The organism is Paenibacillus marchantiophytorum, from assembly GCF_014640555.1.
Taxonomy (GTDB): domain Bacteria; phylum Bacillota; class Bacilli; order Paenibacillales; family NBRC-103111; genus Paenibacillus_E; species Paenibacillus_E marchantiophytorum.
On sequence record NZ_BMHE01000083.1, the window covers coordinates 1 to 17,175 of the forward strand.

A 17,175-nucleotide genomic window follows, 5' to 3' on the forward strand; every position below is an offset into this window, starting at 1 on the left:
TTATTCCTAAGAATCCGCAGTGTGATCTCCACTCTACAAAAACAAGCTCGCCCAATTTTCGACTCTCTTTTCCGTGCATTTCGGGGGCAATTTATTTTCAACTAACTGATACCTAAGTAGTTACTTTTTGCTAGACTAGCGTATTGTAGTTCCCTCCGCCGCCTTAACGAACTCAATACCCTTTATTCGATCAAAATCGCTCATTCTGAAATTCTACTGAATCCCTGATGCTCTATTTCAACCAAATGATCACCTTTCCGCCTAAAATTTACTCGATAACGTTAATCCAGTTCATTAAATCCCCAAAAGGAGCCATTTTCCAGTCTATAAGCATCCTACAGTTCATTAGATGCCCTCTGTAGTTCCGCTATTGCTATAGTATATCTCCTTTTTACCCAATTAGCGTACTGTAGTTCCCTTTATAGGATGTGTCGCATTTAAGAGGCTCATCTCTCAGGGCGGCGAAGCCGTTTTTCTTACATAGGGTCTGCTCACGGGGGCACTTGTGCGTGGTGCAACGCCCGCGCCGCCCGCCCCGCTCTAGCTCTGCCGCGCCGCCCGGATCGCCCGCCGGGCGTTCAAATGCCCCGGCTGCCAGCGTGTGCTCTGGCGCTTGCTCAGACCGATTGCGCAGCGGCGCAGCGCGCTTTTGATCTGCAGCGGCGACATCGGCTTGATGGACAGCATCAACGCGACTACGCCGCTGACATGGGCCGTCGCCATCGAGGTGCCGCTCAGCTCGTTGTATTTGCCATGCAGCCACGACGAGTAAACGCGTTCGCCTGGCGCATAAATATCGATTTGCTTCCCGCGATTGCTGAAGGGAGCAATTTTACCCAATCGCGTTGTTGCTCCAACGGAGACGACTTGCGGGAAACGGGCAGGATAATCAACCGTTTTCTTCTTGCCGTCGTTACCGGAGGAGGCGATGATAATTTTACCGCGGTAATAGGCATTCATCACGGCTTGTTCGAGAGACCGATTGTAAGATTTCATGCCGAAGCTCATGTTAATAATATCGAGATCATTGTGTACGCACCAATCGATGCCGGCGATAATATCCGAGACATAAGCGCTCCCGCTATTGTCGAAAGCTTTGACAGGATGAATAATCGCTCGAGGAGCGACACCGACAATGCCGGAATGGCGGCCTGTTGCCGCAATCGTGCCAGCGATATGCGTGCCATGGCCGTTGTCATCAAAGGGAAGCATACTCCGGTTTAATAAATTAATCCCGCGCGAAATCGAATTGCGCAAATCGGGGTGATTGTAATCAATGCCCGTATCGATAACGCCGATCCGAATGTTTTGTCCAACGGACTTGTTCCAAACTTCCGGGGCGCCTACTTGATCAATGCCCCATGGGATGGTGTGGGAGCCTGATAAAGTGCTTGCGCGCTTCGTGATGATTTTGCTGCTGGCCATTTGATGCACGGTGATCTTGGTGTCCGCTTCAATGATGGGGGCACCGGTTAAACCTCTGAGCTTGGTGTCAGGACGAAGCATGCAGGAGAAAGCGTGAATGATGTCGAGATAGCGCACCTTAGCGAGATGGTGGAACGTGGACTTCATTCGTTTCAGCTCTGATTTGCAGGCATAATAGTCCTTAGCCTTTGCGAAATGGATGATATGCTTTTTGCCGGAGTGCTTGGTGAGGCCGATTTCCTCGTGAAGCAATTGAAGAAAGGTGGCTATATCCATCGTGCCATCCCCCCATGACAGCTTAGAATCGAATCTCCCCTATCTTATGTACAGGTCACCCCTTCTGACCGTGTCATAGCCTTTAAAGAAATAAATGGGTGCGAAGCCGTGTCAGATGCTTAGGTTTTACATAGGATAGATAGAGAGGCGCGGGCAGGAGTGTCTCTTTCTCAGGTAATGGAAGCGGCTGCGGCCCGTACGCATCGCTTCCTTAGGATACAGTCGCGAGCGGAGGGGGACCTTCGCTTGTATTCATTTTAGGGGGATCGCTTTCTTTGTTCAGAAGGTTTGAATTGGCCAAGGTTTTCGTGGATTCGAAGGGGTAGTTGCATTTTTAGAAAAAATAGGTTTTACTTAATGAAGATATTGGATAAGGTAGATAGAAGAAGCGAAGAAGACGATCGAAAGGGATGTGCCTTAGATGAGTAGCGAATACACACTCAAAATCACCACAGAGCAAGCACGCGAAATGCCCATGGTGGATTTGGCGTTTGAATTACTGAAGTCGGCGAATACGCCGTTTTATTACCGTGACCTGATGGCGGAAATTGCAAAAATAAAAGGGTTGTCTGAGCAGAATGTCATGCAAGTGATTGCCCAACTATATACGGAAATCAACATCGATGGACGTTTTGCTTGCGTAGGTACGAACCTATGGGGCCTCAAACGTTGGTATCCTGTTGAGAAATCGGATGATGCAGTAGGTAACGCTAAGCGTCCTAGAATCATCAACGACGAAGACGACGATCTGGATGAAGACATCTACGCGGAAGAAGAAGATACATACGCTGAGGAAGACGAGTACGATACATTTGGTACCGAAACCGAAGAGGAAGAAGCGGAAGAAGATACAGAGTTCTTCGAAGATGAAGAAATCGAAGAGGATCTTGGCGAAGCGGGTATCGAAGAGACCGATGAGGATGACGATTTGGACGAGGATTCCGATGAGGAAGCCGAAGATGGAGAGTTGGATGATGAGGATGACGACGACAAATAACTTGTCTTGACAGCCCCCGTCTATTCAGAGTAAACTATTGCATGGGCTTTAAAAGAATCTTAACATTTTGCGCAAGCATTCAAAAAGTGCCCCGTCACTACGGGTGTCACTTTTTTTGTTTTTTTCGGTGTTTTTTCACCGTATTTTCATGAAAACCACCATTTAGTAGACACTAAATATGAGGTTAACTGCAGCGAGAGCGAGAGCTTGCGACGTGAGCTTTTTGCATACAAACAAGGGAATTCATGCTTCACCAAAAAAATCTTAGGAGGCGTACATAGTGACAAAATACATTTTCGTTACGGGAGGCGTAGTTTCTTCCCTTGGCAAAGGAATTACAGCAGCTTCCTTGGGAAGATTGCTCAAGAACAGAGGTCTAAAAGTTACGATTCAGAAGTTCGACCCTTACATCAACGTGGATCCAGGAACCATGAGTCCTTACCAGCATGGTGAAGTTTTCGTAACCGACGATGGGGCAGAAACGGATTTGGATTTAGGTCATTATGAGCGTTTTATTGATATTAATCTGTCCAAAAGTTCCAACGTAACGTCAGGCAAAGTCTATTCTTCCGTTATTACCAAAGAGCGCAGAGGCGAATATCTGGGCGGTACTGTCCAAGTTATCCCGCATATCACGAATGAAATTAAGGATCGTGTTATTCGTGCTGGCCGCGAAGCGGGTTCCGATGTTGTTATTACAGAGATTGGCGGAACTGTCGGCGACATCGAGAGTTTGCCGTTCTTAGAAGCTATTCGTCAAATGAAAAATGATATCGGCCGCGAGAATGTCATGTACATTCACGTTACGCTGATTCCTTATATTAAAGCAGCTGGTGAAGTGAAAACTAAACCAACCCAACACAGTGTGAAAGAGCTGCGCGGACTGGGAATTCAACCGCACGTGATTGTTTGCCGTACCGAGCATCCGTTGACAGAAGACATGAAGCGCAAATTAGCTTTGTTCTGTGATATTGATCCAGCGGCAGTTATCGAGTGCAGAGATGCTGAAACGCTATATGAAGTGCCGATGATGCTTCGTGAGCAAGGCATGGACGACTATGTTGTTAATCACCTGAAGCTCACAACGAACGAGCCGAACATGACAGAGTGGGAAAGTCTGGTTCGCAAAGTTAAATCCTTAACCAAGAAGACAGAAATCGCTATTGTCGGGAAATATGTTGCTTTGCATGACGCTTACCTCAGTATCGTGGAAGCACTAGGTCATGCCGGCATTGATAATGATTCCGAAATTAATATCCGTTGGGTGAACGCGGAAGATATTTTTGATCATAACGTACATTCTCTGCTTTCCGGCGTACAAGGGATTCTTGTTCCTGGTGGATTCGGTGATCGTGGGATCGAAGGGAAAGTATCCGCCATTCGTTATGCCCGTGAGAAAGAAATTCCATTCTTCGGTATTTGTTTGGGTATGCAAGTGGCTGTTATTGAATATGCACGTTCTGTTTCCGGTTTGGACGGGGCGAACAGCTCTGAGATTAATCCGACGACAGCTTATCCGGTTATTGATTTGCTTCCAGAGCAGAAAGATATCGAAAATCTGGGCGGTACCATGCGTCTGGGCCTATACCCTTGCAAAATTGTTCCGGGCTCCCTTGCTGAGCAATGCTACAACGATGAGCTTGTCTACGAGAGACATCGCCATCGGTATGAGTTCAACAACGAATACCGCGAGACGATTGAGTCCGCTGGACTGCGTATTTCCGGTACTTCACCGGATGGTCGCTTGGTCGAAATGGTCGAGCTTCCGGGTCACCCGTGGTTCTTGGCGGTACAATTCCATCCGGAATTTACTTCGCGTCCGAACCGTCCGCAGCCGCTTTTCCGTGAATTCGTGAAAGCAGCGCAGCTGATTGCTCGCTAATATTTTGCGCGGCACTAACGCGGTCTCCTGTAAAACAACTTATTTGTAAAAGTTTTCAATTTAGTCTCTCTTTCAGAAGGAAAACGAAAATGGATAGCGAATATCTTTACTTAACGGTAGAAGATACGAATTGCTATTCGTTTTCGGGAGGGAACTAGGCTCATGAAGAAAAAAGTATTGATTGTCGACGATCAAAATGGGATTCGTGTATTGCTAATGGAGGTATTCAGTAACGAAGGGTACGATACCTATCAAGCCTCGAACGGTAAGTTGGCTTTAGAAATCGTGAAAAATTCTTCGCCTGACCTGCTGCTATTGGATATGAAAATTCCAGGTATGGATGGTTTGGATATTTTGAAGCATGTGAAAGCAATTGACGCCTCGATTAAAGTGATCATGATGACGGCTTATGGCGAACTCGATATGATTAAAGAAGCAACCGATTTGGGCGCCATCATGCATTTTACCAAGCCGTTTGATATTGATGAGTTGCGAATGGCGGTCAATATGCAGCTTAATAATGAATCTAGCAGTGGTTTTGCCGTAGGATCCTAGTCATAGGGTCTTTTTTTGTTGCTGAAGTCAGGGGCTTGGTTATCATTTGAAAATTTATGTGCTATAATAACTCAGGTATGACAAAGAGCGGTATACGCAACTACTACAGGTTCTAGGAGGAAGAGAAACATGGCATTGGTTTCAATGAATGAGTTTTTACCTAAGGCAAAAGCGAACAAATACGCGGTGGGTCAATTTAACATGAACAACCTTGAGTTTGCTCAAGCGATTGTGGAAGCAGCAATCGAATTAAAGTCCCCGTTCATTTATGGTGTTAGCGAAGGCGCACTGAAATATATGGGTATCGAATTTACAGTAGCTATTGCAGAAGCAGCAGCGAAAAAATCCGGTCTGCCGATCGCTTTGCACTTAGATCATGGTAGTTCCTTTGAAGTAGCAATGAAATGTATCCGTGCAGGATTCAGCTCCGTAATGTTTGACGGTTCCCACTATTCTTTCGAAGAAAACATTCGTTTGACGAAAGAAGTTGTTAAAGCTGCTCGTGCAATGGGCGTATCCGTTGAGGGTGAGCTTGGAACAATCGGTGGTGTTGAGGATGACATCTCGGTAGACGAAGAGCACGCTAACCTTGCAAAACCTGAAGAAGCGATCCGTTTCTACGAAGAAACTGGTGTTGACTGTCTGGCTATCGCTGTAGGTACTGCACATGGGATGTACGCAGGCGAGCCTAACATTCACTTTGACATTATTGAAGCTGTTTCCAAAGCGATTCCAGTTCCGGTTGTTTTACACGGCGGATCCGGCGTACCTGACGAAATGATTCGTAAATCCATCGCAGCTGGCGTTGGCAAAATCAACGTAAACACAGAGAACCAAGTGGCATGCACAGAAAACATCCGCGCAGCTCTGAACAAAGATGCTAAAATTTATGATCCTCGTAAATATCTCACCCCAGCTCGCAATGCTATGATCGAAGTCGTAAAATCCAAAATTCAATTGTTCGGAAGCAGCAACCAAGCTTAATTCCAATTGTATAGATAGGATAGGAAATGCAGTAAGGCGCATACGGAAGACAGATTAATAAATGTCCAACGTATGCGTTCTTACGGGCGTTTCCTTCTTCTGTTTTTATCTTAGACTCACTCCACTGGACTGCAGTGTTGTATTTGTCATGGACTTTTTAATTTTTTTTGTAAATGTAGAATGGGGAATTGCTGACGTTTTGGATTTTTTTGGTTGTAGTTAGGAAGGCACCTGGATTTAGGGGGAGAAGCATGTTGGAGAAATTAATGGTGGTCGGGGGACGTCCACTACGGGGAACCGTTCAAATTAGCGGAGCTAAGAATAGTGCAGTAGCACTCATTCCAGCGGCCATTCTTGCAGAAACATCGGTAACTTTGGATAATCTTCCACATCTGAGTGATGTGGCTATATATACAGAAATTTTGACAGATCTAGGCGCCACAATTGACTGGAATGAAGATCGGATGACGATCGATCCCAGTCGCATGAAATCCCTGCCGATGCCTAATGGCAAAGTGAAGAAGCTGAGAGCATCCTATTACTTAATGGGAGCCTTGCTAGGGAGATTTGGAGAGGCAACGATTGGTTTGCCAGGTGGTTGCAACTTTGAACCGCGCCCGATTGATTTGCATATCAAAGGGTTTGAAGCTTTAGGCGCTGAAGTGAGCAATGAAAACGGTGCGCTGAAGATACGTGCCAAAGAATTGCGCGGCGCTAAGATTTACTTGGACATGGCAAGCGTAGGAGCAACGATCAATATCATGTTGGCAGCCTCGCGGGCCAAAGGTGTTACCATTATCGAAAACGCGGCCAAAGAGCCTGAAATCATAGATGTAGCTACACTGTTAAACTCCATGGGCGCAAGAATTAAAGGCGCTGGCACCGAAACGATTCGAATCGAAGGGGTAACCGAAATGCATGGTTGCCGCCATTCCATTATTCCTGACCGCATCCAAGCGGGTACGTATATGATCGCTGCTGCGGCTACCCGCGGTGATGTTACCGTGGATAATGTCATTCCCAAACATATGGAAGCTTTAACGGCCAAACTTCAGGAAATGGGTGTACATATCTACGAAATGGATGAATCCATTCGAGTTGTGGGTCAGCCTGAATACGAAAGCGTTGATGTGAAAGCTTTGGTTTATCCTGGTTTTGCAACAGATCTACAGTCTCCAATGGCGAGTCTGCTGTGCCAAGCCAGAGGCGTTAGTATATTAACCGATCATGTTTATAGTAATCGTTTCAAGCATATCCCTGAGCTTGTGCGCATGGGAGCTAAGATGAAAGTGGAGGGACGCTCCGCGATCATCGAAGGTTCGCAGCTCAGCTCAGCCAAAGTGCGTGCAACGGATTTACGAGCAGGAGCTTCGCTTGTGCTTGCAGGTCTGAGTGTTCGGACAGGGGGCATCACGGAGGTGTCTGGCGTCGAATTTATTGACCGCGGGTATGAGAACTTGGTGTTTAATTTATCTTCACTGGGCGCTGAGGTTTGGCGCGAGAGTGAGGAATAAAGTTCCAGACAACAGGCAATGCTAGAATCCAATTGAAAATTTAATAGTTTGGTGGTCGAAACATGAGCATGCAGCTTGCTGAGCTTGAAGTACTCAAGCTTACTGAATTATATAAACTAGCCAAGAAACACCAGATTCCTTATTACGGTACATTGAAGAAAAAAGAACTCATCTTTGCGATTTTACGTGCACAAGCTGCTGAAAGTGGTCTAATGTTCATGCAAGGTGTCCTCGAGATTCTCCAAGAGGGCTTCGGTTTCTTGCGTCCCATTAATTACTTGCCAAGTTCGGAAGATATTTATATCTCGGCGTCGCAGATTCGCAAATTTGATTTGCGTTCAGGCGATATTGTTTCAGGGAAATGCCGCCCTCCCAAAGAGAATGAGCGCTATTTCGGTCTTCTGCAAGTAGAAGCGGTGAATGGCGAGAAACCAGAAACTGCTGCGGAACGTCTTCACTTCCCGGCGTTGACGCCTTTATACCCGGACAAGCGGGTTACGCTTGAAACCGAGCCTAACAAAATTTCCATGCGGATTATGGATTTGCTTGCTCCGGTTGGACTGGGTCAACGTGGTTTGATTGTTGCTCCTCCCAAAGCGGGGAAAACGCTGCTTCTCAAAGAAATCGCGAACAGCATATCCACGAACTATCCGGAGATCGAGCTTTTCGTTCTGCTCATTGATGAGCGTCCGGAAGAAGTGACGGATATGCAGCGTTCTGTCAAAGGGGAAGTCGTTGCTTCTACCTTCGATGAACTGCCTGAGAATCATATCAAAGTTGCCGAACTCGTGCTGGAACGCGCCATGCGTTTAGTTGAGCATAAGAAAGACGTCGTTATTCTCTTGGACAGTATCACTCGTCTAGCCAGAGCGTACAACCTCGTCGTTCCGCCGACAGGCCGGACACTTTCCGGTGGTATTGATCCGGCAGCCTTCCATCGCCCTAAGCGGTTCTTCGGCGCAGCCCGTAATATTGAAGAAGGCGGCAGCTTGACGATTCTGGCTACAGCCCTAGTCGAAACAGGCTCGCGTATGGATGATGTCATCTACGAAGAGTTCAAAGGTACTGGTAACCTGGAGCTGCATCTGGATCGTAAAATGGCGGAGCGCCGCATTTTCCCTGCGATCGACATTCGCAGATCCGGTACGCGCCGCGAAGAGGCCTTGCTGGGCAAGGATGAGCTCGAGAAGGTATGGGCGCTTCGCAAAGGGATGAATGATTCGCATGAATATACCGAACAATTCATCAAAAAGCTCGCCGATACGAAGACCAATCAAGAGTTCCTGGATTCTCTGGCTTCACCAACGGCAGGGACTGGGAATACAACGAATCACAAAAGCAAAGTGAAGAATTCTGCTTCTTAATTTTATAAATGCATCTTGGTGAGAAGGCACGCATGTGTAGATAACATAGCCTGCCTCAACCTTGACAAACGCGGTCGTCCTTATGGACGACTTAAGTCGTTTATCCTTATGTACAAGAGGAGTACCCGTTATGAACTTGGTTTATTCAGACTTGCAAGGCAACGTCTTCGACCACCCCGATTTCTTGGCGCTTGGTCGTAACGCAGAAATGATAACAGAAATATTAGACGAAGAGTTGATTCCTCTGCCTGAGGGATCAACCCTTGTCAGCCTTCCGTTCACGCGGCCGGTAGGTATTGACGCGGCTACCGGCGATATGAAGCTGGTAGAAGGCGACTACCACGCGGTTGGCGCTCTGCTGCCGCAAGGGTTTACCCGACTCTTGCTGCCAGGCTATGTCAAATCGGACAAGACCAAAGCACTGCCACTGTTCGGCTATACGGCCGTCGTTTGGAAAGAGGACGGCTTCTATGTAGCGGCCCGCCTAACGGACAACCCTTACTACTGGAATCCCATTCATTGTGATCCGAACGAGCTGGAAGTCGAGGTTAAGCGACTGGTTGCCAAGTATCCGGACAATCGGCTTTATGCTCACTTGTCCAATTGTGCGCTCGGCTACGAGTGCCTCACAGCCTCGAACACATTTCTGCAGCGCTGGGAAGGGGCTGTTCCGGTCTCCTACTCCTGCAATGCTGGATGCTTCGGCTGCATCTCCGAACAACCGGATGAGAGTGGCTTCGTAGCTCCACAGACTCGAATGAACTTCAAGCCTAAGGTCGAAGAGATTACCCAAATCATGCTGGAGCATCTGCGAACGCCTGAGAGCATTATCTCTTTCGGACAAGGTTGCGAAGGCGAGCCTAGTACGCAAGCCGTAATCATCATTGACGCTATCAAACAAGTGCGTGAGCAAACCCAAATGGGGTACATTAATATTAATACTAATGCCGGGCTCACAGATCATATTCGCGGCATCGTAGATGCGGGGCTTGATCTTATGCGCGTAAGCACCATCAGTGCGTTAGATGATCATTACAATGCTTACTATAAGCCAAGAGCTTACACGCTCAAAAATGTAGAGAAATCTCTGCGCTACGCTACAGATAAAGGGGTTATTACCTCGATTAACTATCTCGTATTCCCAGGCGTTACGGATCGGGAAGAGGAAATCGAAGCCATGATTGAATTCGTGCGAAGAACCGGATTGAAATTGATTCAATTGCGCAACCTGAATATTGATCCCGAAAGCTATCTGGGGATTATCCCTAAGGCGCGGGGCGAATTGCTGGGTATGAAGCAAATGATCGAAATCTTCCAAGAGGAACTTCCAGATGTTATTCTTGGTTCCTACTCGCACACGCCTAAGTTCTATACCAGCGATCGCAGTACGGCTGCGATGGTTTTATAAGGCAGTTGGCATTCGAGCGTTTCATCTTGCATTAATGCTTTTGACTATGTTAAAATCTATAGGTACGTCCATTAACTCTGTTTCAGCAAATGATTCAGGGCGGAAAGAGGTGACCCAACATGAAAGCAGGTATTCATCCTACTTATCATGCAACCACAGTGACTTGCGCTTGTGGTAATGTGTTCGAAACGGGATCAATCAAGCCAAATCTGCGCGTTGAGATTTGCTCCAATTGCCATCCTTTCTACACTGGTAAACAAAAGTTTATCGATGTAGGCGGCCGTGTCGACAAGTTCAAAAAGAAATACGGAATCTAATTGGCATCAATTGCTTTGCTGCCAATCAGCATAAGACAACCTCCCTTGGTCATCCTAAGCTTAGGCTTAGAGTCCAATGGGAGGTGTTTTTATGTTTAGGGGTATGCTTAGGTTTACCGGAGCGTTACTGCTTACCATGAGCTTAGTTGGCTGTGGCATAAGTTCTGGCAACAAGAACCCGCCGCAGACAGATGATGCGAAGTACAAAGCGCAGCATTACAAGCAGGATGGGATGCTTGGAATTACGAGTGTCAATCCGAATGATCCGCTGAACCCTACGTATCATCATTATGAGGATGATGCCAATTTAATGAAAGCGGTGCTCGCTCAGCTGCAAGGCATAGAGAAATCGAACATTGCAATTAACGGACCCAAAGCGAAGGTGAGAATAACACCTAAAGCTTCTTTAACGGCAGATCAGGTAGAGGAACTCCGTTCACAAGCCCAGATGGCTCTAAATACGAATATGCCGCGCTACAAAGTTATCGTCAAAATGATGCGTTAATTAGGCAGATTTTGCCTGTGGTTGCTATTTTGAAGTGAATCAGCTATACTATTTTTACTGTGCTAGATGGGGAGGTAGCGGTGCCCTGTAACTCGCAATCCGCTGTAGCGAGGTTGAATTCCTGTTAGCGGTACTGTGATGTGAGGTCTGGCTTTTACACGTGGTGTTGAGAGTCGGGTCCTTCGCAATGGATGCCCATGAACCCGGTCAGGTCTGGAAGGAAGCAGCCGTAAGTGAGATGTTTCATGTGCCGAAGGGTTGCCTAATTTGAGCTAACGATAAGAGTTCGCTTGTATCACTTTATCAATAACAGGTGCACGGTTTACCCATTAACTTCATGAATGAAACTATGAAACGCCAGCAATTTGGGCGTTTTTTCTTTTGCCTCCAGAAGGGAAATATTTACTTAATAGAGAATTCATATACGATCGGAATCAGCAGATAATTGGGATGCCTATTGCAAATTGAATAGAGAATGTGAAGGAGCTGCTCTGTATGTCCATTCATGATCCTCAAGATTACACGGTTTCTATGGAAGAAATGCGCAAGCTTTTCACCCTTAGTGTCCAAGCAGGTATGCTCATTGTAGATGAGGATGGCAAAATTAACTTAGCGACCGATCATATTTTGAAACTTTCAGGCTATTCAGCCCAAGAAATAACGCAAACCTCGTTCTCGCAACTAATGAAAGTGCGGGCTAGCTTACGTGAGCTGTACGAATTTTATTTCAGCAACGAAACGAATTTAATGGAATGGCCGCATGGCTTTCTCATCGCCAAAGACGGGGAAGCGTACTTCTACCAATTCTCAATTCTTCGGCTTATGCTAGGTCGGAAGGTTATGTATCTACTGGCCATGCGGGATCGGCAAGAGGGATTGCAGCTGAATTTACTGCAGCGGTTTTCGGATGCTTTTTTACGAGATATCAATTTAGGTGTTCTATTAATTAATATGGATTTTACACTCGTAGATGTTAGTGATCGTGCAACACAGATTCTGGGTATGGAACGCGAGCATATTTTGAATAAGTCGCTGGATGATATTTTCTCCTCCGTGCCGAGCCAGCACCAATTGGTGCAGCGGACGATCCTGCATGGCGGCGTTATGCGCAATCATGCCGTATCCTGGACGAATCATACAGAACGATTTGAACTGCTGTTAGATTCCAATGTGCTCAAAGACAGCTTAGGCAATATCGTCGGGGCCTATGTTATTTTCAAAGACGTCACGAATATGCGCTCATTGGAAGAGATGGTGCAAAGAAGCGACAGACTGGCGATGATAGGGCAAATTGCTGCCGGCACAGCACATGAGATTCGCAATCCGCTAACGTCGATCAAGGGTTTTCTCCAAGTCTTGCGGCGCACATTTGAAGTTCAGGGGATGGTTAAAGAGCGGAGCTACGCGGAAGTTATGTTAGAGGAAATCAACCGAATCAATGAATTGGTCAATGAATTTCTGCTGCTCAGCAAGCCTAGACATGTCTCCTTTGAGCCGATCGATGTGCCGGAAGTGCTCCGAGGTATTTTACCTATCATCAATAATGAGGCTATTCTATACAATGTCCATCTCCAGTACGAAGCATCCTATCACCTGCCGGAAGTCATTGCGGATAAAGAAATGTTGAAGCAGGTCTTTTTGAATATTTGTAAAAATGGGATAGAAGCCATGCCGGACGGCGGAACCCTAACCATCGCAGAGAAAGTCGATACCGTGGAACGAATTGTCTGTGTGGATATTCATGACACCGGCTCCGGAATTCCGATGTTCGTCATCGATAAGATTTTCGATCCCTTCTTCACGACGAAGGACACGGGAACAGGACTAGGTCTTTCCGTATGCCAAAGAATCATTCACGATATGGGCGGGACGATCCGGGTATCCTCCAAAGGTTTCGGAACCACTTTTACAATATCCATTCCCTATGCTTGATCCTCTATTTCATCCCTAGGTGGGTTATAGTATAATGGATTCAGTCATTCCATACAGGGATTATTGGAGAGGAACACTATGGCACATATTGCTCTGTATCGAACGTGGAGGTCTCAGACGTTTCGTGATGTTGTCGGTCAGAAACATATTACACAAACGCTGCAGAATTCTTTGCGGGAAAATCGTCTTACCCATGCATATTTATTCAACGGTCCTAGGGGAACGGGGAAAACCAGTACGGCCAAAATTCTAGCCAAAGCAGTGAACTGCTTGCATGGCCCAGCCGAAGAACCGTGCAATGCTTGCTCGGCCTGTGAAAGAATCACCGAAGGTGCAGTCATGGATGTTGTCGAAATCGATGCTGCCTCGAATCGCGGCGTGGAAGAAATTCGGGATATCCGGGATAAAGTGAAGTATGCCCCTACGGAAGTTAGACAAAAGGTCTATATCATAGATGAAGTACACATGCTCACGACCGAAGCGTTTAATGCCCTGTTGAAGACACTGGAAGAGCCTCCGGCTCATGTGATGTTCATCTTGGCGACCACCGAACCGCACAAAATTCCAGCTACGATAATTTCCCGGTGCCAACGCTTTGACTTTCGACGGGTTTCCATGGATGATCAAGTGCAGCGGCTCAAGTATATTTGTGAGCAGGAGCAGATATCCATTAATGAGGAAGCTCTCCACTATATAGCTAGATTGTCCGATGGGGGAATGCGGGATGCGCTCAGTCTTCTTGATCAGGCGACCTCATTCGCCACTGGCGAAGTGCAGCTCGCGGATATTCTATCCATCACTGGCGGGGTTGCTTCCGATCAGTTCAAGAAACTCGTTCTTTTCATCAAAGAGAGGAATCTGGGCGCCGCGCTGGAGCTTATCGATACGTTCATGCAAGAAGGCAAAAGTGCTGACAAATGCATTGAAAATTTGATCAACTACTTCCGCGACTTGCTCATGGTTCGCATGGTTCCCAATTCGCCGGTGATTACCGAACGCGTGTTTGATATGGCTGAGCTCAAAGAAATTGCTGGTCACTTCTCAGCTGCTGAGATGATGGCTATGATCGAGACGCTCAATCATTATCAAAGCGAAATGAAGTACTCCGTACAGCCGCAGACCCTGCTAGAAATTTCGGTTATGAAAATGTGCGGCGGTCATAGCGGGGCTGAAAGCGGCTCATCAGTTGGTCTTGCTGAAGTCGGAAGTCGTGCGCCGCAAGGTGATCTTTTGGCGCAAATGACCAAAAAGCTGCAACAACTTGAAGATCAGGTAGCTGGACTGGTAAAATCGGGAGTAGCGGGTGCCTCTGCGGATGCGCAAGCGAAAGCGGCGACCTCGGCCAAAGCGCCAGTGGCTTCAGCGCCATCGAAGAAATCCGGCATCAAGCTTGATGGTTATTTGAAGGCGGCAGAAAGCGCGGAAACCAAAACTGCGCTGATGAAGTGGAGCCAAGTATTAGGTGATGTGAAAGAAAAGAAAATTACCGTTCATGCCTGGTTTGTGAATGGTGATCTTGTTTCCATGTTGGATGACGTTGTATTGGTAGCTTTCAAAAATGATATGCACCGCAATACAACGGAGAAACCTGAAAACAAAGTCATCATCGAGCAAGTTCTGGCTGCTGTGCTTGGTAAGCCCATGCGTTTGCTGACGATTATGCGCAAGGAGTGGGATGATGCTAGGAATGATGCAACGAGCGCCGCTCCTGAGGTCATGGAATTAGAAACGCAAAATGCAGACGGTACAGCAGTGAAAGAAGAATGGATTTCGGAAGCCATCCAATTGTTTGGCGAAAACTTAGTGACGATCAAAGAAGACTAAATATAAGGGAGCTACCTGCGATGAATAACATGAACCAAATGATGAAGCAAGTGAAGAAAATGCAAGAACAAATGATGAAAGCACAAGAAGAGCTTGGGACTAAAATGATTGAAGGTACTGCAGGCGGCGGTGTCGTTACGGTGATGATCAACGGTCACAAAAAAGTTCAAAGCATTATCATCAAACCAGAGGCTGTAGATCCGGAAGATGTTGAAATGCTGCAAGATCTCGTGCTCACAGCTGTTAACGACGCAATGACCAAAGCCGAAGAAATCGCGAACAAAGATATGGGCAAATTCACAGGCGGCATGAACATTCCTGGTTTGTTCTAGGACATCAAGAGCAACGATTCTGATCAATGAAGGAGAACTCCTTTGTATTACCCCGAACCGATATCCAAGTTAATCGATGCTTTCTCCCGTTTGCCGGGAGTAGGCCCTAAGACAGCAGGACGCCTGGCATTTCATGTTCTTCGTATGAAAGAAGAGGACGTTATTGATTTCGCCAAGGCGCTTGTTAATGTCAAAAGGAATCTTCACTATTGTTCGGTTTGCTGTAACATCACGGACGTGGATCCTTGCCGTATCTGTCAAGACAAGAGCAGGGATGGATCTGTCATCTGTGTGGTACAGGAGCCCAAAGACTTGGTCGCCTTGGAACGGACCAAAGAATTTGAAGGCTACTATCATGTTCTTCATGGTGCAATCTCGCCGATGGAGGGAATTGGACCGGATCAGATTCATATTGCCGAATTGCTCAAGCGGTTGGGTGACGAAACGGTGCAGGAATTGATTCTTGCTACAAATCCCAATATTGAAGGCGAAGCAACAGCCATGTACCTATCCAGATTGATTAAGCCATTCGGGCTCAAAGTGACGCGCATTGCGCACGGATTGCCTGTAGGCGGAGACCTGGAGTATGCGGATGAAGTGACGCTGACCAAAGCAATGGAAGGCCGCCGAGAGATATAAGCGATAAAGAGGGAGCTGCGAAGCTCTCTTTTTTGTCGTGATCTTGCAGCAGCCTCGCGGTTCTAAATGTTCCATTTCTTCCATATGGATAAGGATAGATCAATCCGTAAGTTATGAAATGGAGGGTTAACACATGAGACCAGCGCTACTGGGTATGTACGGGAGGAAAGGTCCTCAAATAAAGCAGGCAAAGGAAGAATTGCTGAAGGACAAGCAGCTGCTGATTCAGGAAATCCGCGCTGCGCATCAGACTTGGGTAGCCGCGCAGGCGCATTTTGAGTTTGCGCTGGACAAGGATCAGATTGATTATGCCATCTTTGCGATGGAGGCTGCCGAGAAGAGATTTGAAATGCTCATCAAGCAAGCGAAGAAACTGGGTGTCAGCCTAATTGACAGTGACCGTTTAATGGAGGTGTAGGACGTGTATCTCAAATTTATCCTATGGGGCTTGCTCTTATTCTCTTCTTTAATGCTGCTGCTCATTGTATTTCGTAACCGTAGTGCAGGCAAATTATTATCAGCTTTGGGGCTGAATGTTGTTATCGCTGCATTTCTTCTGTATGTGCTTAACTTACTCAGCACATATACGCATGTTGAACTCCCGATTAATACGGCCACTTTAGGAACGGTTACAGTTCTGGGGATTCCCGGGGTGCTGCTTCTTGCGGGGTTAAAGCTGGCGTTACTGTAGTGAATTTACCCGTGTGTAAAATCGTGGTTGACTCGCTGCTAACATCTGTGGTATCTTATAAAAGTTGCCGCTGAGACATGCGGGGATAAAGAAGTAACTCGAGAAAAACAAGTTGCATTCGAATAATTAGTATGGTATATTGGTCTTCCGGCTTTCGAAAGAGAGCGGGTTGGACAAGAATAATTGATCTTTGAAAACTGAACAACGAGTGAGTAAGCACGAACGAGCAATCGTTCAAAAAGAGATTGCAAAATCTCGCTAGCAAGTCAATGAGCATTTCAGCTTTCAGATATATGGGTGAGTAATCATCCACTACTATGGAGAGTTTGATCCTGGCTCAGGACGAACGCTGGCGGCGTGCCTAATACATGCAAGTCGAGCGGATTTGTTCCTTCGGGAACAAATTAGCGGCGGACGGGTGAGTAACACGTAGGTAACCTGCCTAACAGATCGGGATAACTATCGGAAACGATAGCTAAGACCGGATAATTGGTTTTCTCGCATGAGAGAATTATGAAACACGGAGCAAT

The 17,175-nt window shown here is 46.7% G+C and carries 16 protein-coding genes, 1 rRNA gene and 1 other RNA gene; 17 read left to right on the forward strand and 1 reads right to left on the reverse strand.

Annotated features, from left to right (window positions below; translation table 11 throughout):
- Window positions 1-540 precede the first annotated feature (540 nt).
- Window positions 541-1,701 carry a S8 family peptidase gene (locus IEY34_RS34870; protein ID WP_189020696.1) on the reverse strand — a complete coding sequence of 387 codons (1,161 nt, stop codon included), beginning with the start codon at window positions 1,699-1,701 and terminating at the stop codon, window positions 541-543.
- Between the two features lie 421 nt (window positions 1,702-2,122).
- Between IEY34_RS34870 and rpoE the strand changes: the two genes are divergently transcribed.
- The 17 genes from rpoE to IEY34_RS34955 all read left to right on the forward strand — a co-directional run.
- Window positions 2,123-2,698, forward strand: a complete 576-nt coding sequence (rpoE, locus tag IEY34_RS34875) for a DNA-directed RNA polymerase subunit delta (RefSeq protein WP_189020697.1) — start codon at window positions 2,123-2,125, stop codon at window positions 2,696-2,698.
- A 280-nt stretch (window positions 2,699-2,978) separates the two neighbouring features.
- A complete protein-coding gene (gene pyrG, locus IEY34_RS34880; protein WP_189020699.1) occupies window positions 2,979-4,580 on the forward strand; it encodes a CTP synthase in 1,602 nt (533 codons plus the stop codon).
- A 162-nt stretch (window positions 4,581-4,742) separates the two neighbouring features.
- The gene (locus IEY34_RS34885; protein ID WP_079418635.1) at window positions 4,743-5,135 is read left to right on the forward strand and encodes a response regulator; all 393 of its coding nucleotides are present in this window, start codon (window positions 4,743-4,745) and stop codon (window positions 5,133-5,135) included.
- Window positions 5,136-5,264: 129 nt separating this feature from the next.
- Window positions 5,265-6,119 carry a class II fructose-1,6-bisphosphate aldolase gene (gene fba / locus IEY34_RS34890; protein ID WP_189020701.1) on the forward strand — a complete coding sequence of 285 codons (855 nt, stop codon included), beginning with the start codon at window positions 5,265-5,267 and terminating at the stop codon, window positions 6,117-6,119.
- Between the two features lie 254 nt (window positions 6,120-6,373).
- Window positions 6,374-7,633 (forward strand): UDP-N-acetylglucosamine 1-carboxyvinyltransferase, encoded by a 1,260-nt coding sequence (gene murA, locus IEY34_RS34895; RefSeq protein WP_189020712.1) that lies wholly within the window; start codon window positions 6,374-6,376, stop codon window positions 7,631-7,633.
- Window positions 7,634-7,695: 62 nt separating this feature from the next.
- Entirely contained in the window at window positions 7,696-8,997 is a 1,302-nt protein-coding gene (gene rho / locus IEY34_RS34900; RefSeq protein ID WP_189020703.1) for a transcription termination factor Rho, read from the forward strand.
- A 130-nt stretch (window positions 8,998-9,127) separates the two neighbouring features.
- A complete protein-coding gene (locus IEY34_RS34905) occupies window positions 9,128-10,405 on the forward strand; it encodes a radical SAM family protein (RefSeq protein WP_189020704.1) in 1,278 nt (425 codons plus the stop codon).
- A gap of 119 nt (window positions 10,406-10,524) precedes the next feature.
- Window positions 10,525-10,722, forward strand: a complete 198-nt coding sequence (gene rpmE, locus IEY34_RS34910; RefSeq protein WP_056621960.1) for a 50S ribosomal protein L31 — start codon at window positions 10,525-10,527, stop codon at window positions 10,720-10,722.
- A gap of 91 nt (window positions 10,723-10,813) precedes the next feature.
- Window positions 10,814-11,227, forward strand: a complete 414-nt coding sequence (locus IEY34_RS34915) for a hypothetical protein (RefSeq protein ID WP_189020706.1) — start codon at window positions 10,814-10,816, stop codon at window positions 11,225-11,227.
- Between the two features lie 57 nt (window positions 11,228-11,284).
- Window positions 11,285-11,548: signal recognition particle sRNA large type (gene ffs / locus IEY34_RS34920), an RNA gene on the forward strand.
- Between the two features lie 174 nt (window positions 11,549-11,722).
- Window positions 11,723-13,159, forward strand: a complete 1,437-nt coding sequence (locus IEY34_RS34925) for an ATP-binding protein (protein WP_189020708.1) — start codon at window positions 11,723-11,725, stop codon at window positions 13,157-13,159.
- A 78-nt stretch (window positions 13,160-13,237) separates the two neighbouring features.
- Window positions 13,238-14,983 (forward strand): DNA polymerase III subunit gamma/tau, encoded by a 1,746-nt coding sequence (gene dnaX, locus IEY34_RS34930; RefSeq protein WP_189020710.1) that lies wholly within the window; start codon window positions 13,238-13,240, stop codon window positions 14,981-14,983.
- 20 nt (window positions 14,984-15,003) lie between these two features.
- Window positions 15,004-15,315 (forward strand): YbaB/EbfC family nucleoid-associated protein, encoded by a 312-nt coding sequence (locus IEY34_RS34935; protein ID WP_079418621.1) that lies wholly within the window; start codon window positions 15,004-15,006, stop codon window positions 15,313-15,315.
- 42 nt (window positions 15,316-15,357) lie between these two features.
- Window positions 15,358-15,954 carry a recombination mediator RecR gene (gene recR, locus IEY34_RS34940; RefSeq protein ID WP_079418619.1) on the forward strand — a complete coding sequence of 199 codons (597 nt, stop codon included), beginning with the start codon at window positions 15,358-15,360 and terminating at the stop codon, window positions 15,952-15,954.
- Between the two features lie 133 nt (window positions 15,955-16,087).
- Window positions 16,088-16,372, forward strand: coding sequence for a DUF2508 family protein (locus IEY34_RS34945; protein ID WP_229758004.1), 285 nt, complete (start codon window positions 16,088-16,090; stop codon window positions 16,370-16,372).
- 3 nt (window positions 16,373-16,375) lie between these two features.
- On the forward strand, window positions 16,376-16,645 hold the full coding sequence (locus tag IEY34_RS34950) for a pro-sigmaK processing inhibitor BofA family protein (RefSeq protein WP_229758005.1): 270 nt from the start codon (window positions 16,376-16,378) through the stop codon (window positions 16,643-16,645).
- A 314-nt stretch (window positions 16,646-16,959) separates the two neighbouring features.
- A 16S ribosomal RNA gene (locus tag IEY34_RS34955) occupies window positions 16,960-17,175 on the forward strand; the annotation flags it as partial.

What these genes read in the sequence shown, in the direction of transcription:
- rho (WP_189020703.1), top strand. Translation starts at nt 7,696, where the DNA reads ATGAGCATGCAGCTTGCTGAGCTTGAAGTACTCAAGCTTACTGAATTA.
- rpmE (WP_056621960.1), top strand. Translation starts at nt 10,525, where the DNA reads ATGAAAGCAGGTATTCATCCTACTTATCATGCAACCACAGTGACTTGC.
- IEY34_RS34905 (WP_189020704.1), top strand. Translation starts at nt 9,128, where the DNA reads ATGAACTTGGTTTATTCAGACTTGCAAGGCAACGTCTTCGACCACCCC.
- IEY34_RS34925 (WP_189020708.1), top strand. Translation starts at nt 11,723, where the DNA reads ATGTCCATTCATGATCCTCAAGATTACACGGTTTCTATGGAAGAAATG.
- IEY34_RS34870 (WP_189020696.1), bottom strand. Translation starts at nt 1,701, where the DNA reads ATGGATATAGCCACCTTTCTTCAATTGCTTCACGAGGAAATCGGCCTC.
- IEY34_RS34885 (WP_079418635.1), top strand. Translation starts at nt 4,743, where the DNA reads ATGAAGAAAAAAGTATTGATTGTCGACGATCAAAATGGGATTCGTGTA.
- IEY34_RS34935 (WP_079418621.1), top strand. Translation starts at nt 15,004, where the DNA reads ATGAATAACATGAACCAAATGATGAAGCAAGTGAAGAAAATGCAAGAA.
- fba (WP_189020701.1), top strand. Translation starts at nt 5,265, where the DNA reads ATGGCATTGGTTTCAATGAATGAGTTTTTACCTAAGGCAAAAGCGAAC.
- rpoE (WP_189020697.1), top strand. Translation starts at nt 2,123, where the DNA reads ATGAGTAGCGAATACACACTCAAAATCACCACAGAGCAAGCACGCGAA.
- IEY34_RS34915 (WP_189020706.1), top strand. Translation starts at nt 10,814, where the DNA reads ATGTTTAGGGGTATGCTTAGGTTTACCGGAGCGTTACTGCTTACCATG.
- dnaX (WP_189020710.1), top strand. Translation starts at nt 13,238, where the DNA reads ATGGCACATATTGCTCTGTATCGAACGTGGAGGTCTCAGACGTTTCGT.
- IEY34_RS34945 (WP_229758004.1), top strand. Translation starts at nt 16,088, where the DNA reads ATGAGACCAGCGCTACTGGGTATGTACGGGAGGAAAGGTCCTCAAATA.